2 protein-coding genes and 1 tRNA gene are annotated in these 1,630 nt (G+C 36.4%); 1 reads left to right on the top strand and 2 read right to left on the bottom strand.

What is annotated here, in order from left to right; genetic code table 11:
- The coding region (locus B091_RS12945; protein ID WP_018110140.1) for a transposase at nt 1-135 on the top strand (135 nt) is incomplete at its 5' end.
- Between the two features lie 95 nt (nt 136-230).
- Here B091_RS12945 and B091_RS0111500 read toward each other — a convergent pair.
- Together B091_RS0111500 and B091_RS0111505 are read right to left on the bottom strand one after the other, a co-directional pair.
- A tRNA-His gene (locus B091_RS0111500) sits at nt 231-304 on the bottom strand.
- A 74-nt stretch (nt 305-378) separates the two neighbouring features.
- Nucleotides 379-1,524: a CapA family protein gene (locus B091_RS0111505; protein ID WP_018110141.1), complete on the bottom strand. Its 1,146-nt coding sequence runs from the start codon at nt 1,522-1,524 to the stop codon at nt 379-381.
- Nucleotides 1,525-1,630: the final 106 nt, after the last annotated feature.

Here is a 1,630-nt window from a genome sequence, read left to right on the forward strand (position 1 = left end):
CAGTTCTTCAACAACCGTTCTACAAATGCATCAGCTGAAAGCTTCAATGCTAAAATAAAATCTTTTAGAGCTAGTTTAAGAGGAGTAAGAGATGTTAACTTCTTTATTTATCGCTTGACTAAAATCTATGCTTGATATGCAAATCCCACAGCTTTTCGGTATGATCCGCGTCTATGCGAGGATTAGAGTATAAAAAAAGCAGTAAGTTATTCATAACTTACTGCTTTTTGGGTGACTGATGGGATTCGAACCCACGACATTCAGAACCACAAACTGACGCTCTAACCAACTGAACTACAGTCACCGTGTTAGCATCTCTTTCAATGCACTGCAAAGATAGGCATTTATTTTATATTGACAAATAAATTCGAATATTTTTCACTTAGAATTCCATGGTTTTATCGAGTCGCTGTTGTGTTTCATAACCTTATTAGCATGTTTTCTGAAGATTATCAGCTTGTTATATGCATTCTTTGACAGCTCATTATTTTCACCTAAAGCAGGATATAAAGTGAAGTTTTTTTCATTTGTTATTATTGGACGGCCAGTCCAGACTAGAGTGTAATATACTTGGCAATCCCATTTGTTGTTTTTCTTGAATAAATCGAGCTTGATGAGCAATCCTCCGTCAGTTTCCGTTTTTGACATATTAGAGATGAAGTTTCCCAAAGAATAAGCGATAACACTTTTCTTGTCTGTGATTGAATCTATTTCCAAATGTATAGGTTGGATGACATGGGGGTGCGAACCGATGATGTGATCTACACCATTTTTAATAAGCCACTGGGCAAGTCTTTTTTGTGCTTTATTAGGTTTCGTATGGTACTCATCTCCCCAATGGATACATACAATTTTTAAGTCGGCTCCCTTTTGGTCAGCTTGACTCAAATCTCTTTTTATTTCTAGTGTGTCTATAAGATTTACCACATTGGGTTCAGGAATTGCTATGCCATTCGTGCCGTAGGTATAATTAAAGAAAGCAATCTTATATCCTTTGACCTCCTTTATTAGTGGGTGATGAGTATCTCTTTCATCTTTATTTAAATATGTGCCGAGGTGATCAATCTTCAAGCTGTCAAGAGTTAATATGGTGTTCGTTATTCCCTTTGAATAGCGATCTACTGAGTGATTATTCGCAGTCAGTAGAATGTCAAATCCTGCATCTTTGCAAGCTTTAGCCAGCTCTTTTGGTGCATTAAACATTGGATATCCCGAATATGGGGGAGTACCAATCGGTGTTTCTAGGTTTCCTATGCTTAGATCAGAATTATGTATCAGTGAGTCAATATTCTTGAAGTAAGATGAGTAATCATAACCATTTTCTGTCTTGGCCGCATCAAGTTGAGCTTGATGTTGCATTATATCTCCCGCAAAGACTAGAGTAATGGTATCGGCATTTGCAATTGTATGTACAGTGATACTGTCATTTGCATTAAAGGATTTATTATTTCTGTTAGCTGGTCCAGAGGCACAGCTCGTAAAGATCAAGAGTGTTGATAGAAAAATGAGGTTGAGCTGTTTCATAGTCTGGTAGAATTGACTAGTCCTAAATAAGCGTTACAGTTTATTTATCAAATATAGTTTAATTATCCTATAGGAAGGCTGGCCTTCCTATAGGATTTATTTTTAT

The sequence above is a fragment of the Bacteroides propionicifaciens DSM 19291 = JCM 14649 genome, assembly GCF_000375405.1.
GTDB lineage: Bacteria > Bacteroidota > Bacteroidia > Bacteroidales > Bacteroidaceae > Bacteroides_E > Bacteroides_E propionicifaciens.

Bases quoted from the DNA above. Each gene is read 5' to 3' on its own strand.
- B091_RS0111505 (WP_018110141.1), bottom strand. From the start codon at position 1,524: ATGAAACAGCTCAACCTCATTTTTCTATCAACACTCTTGATCTTTACG.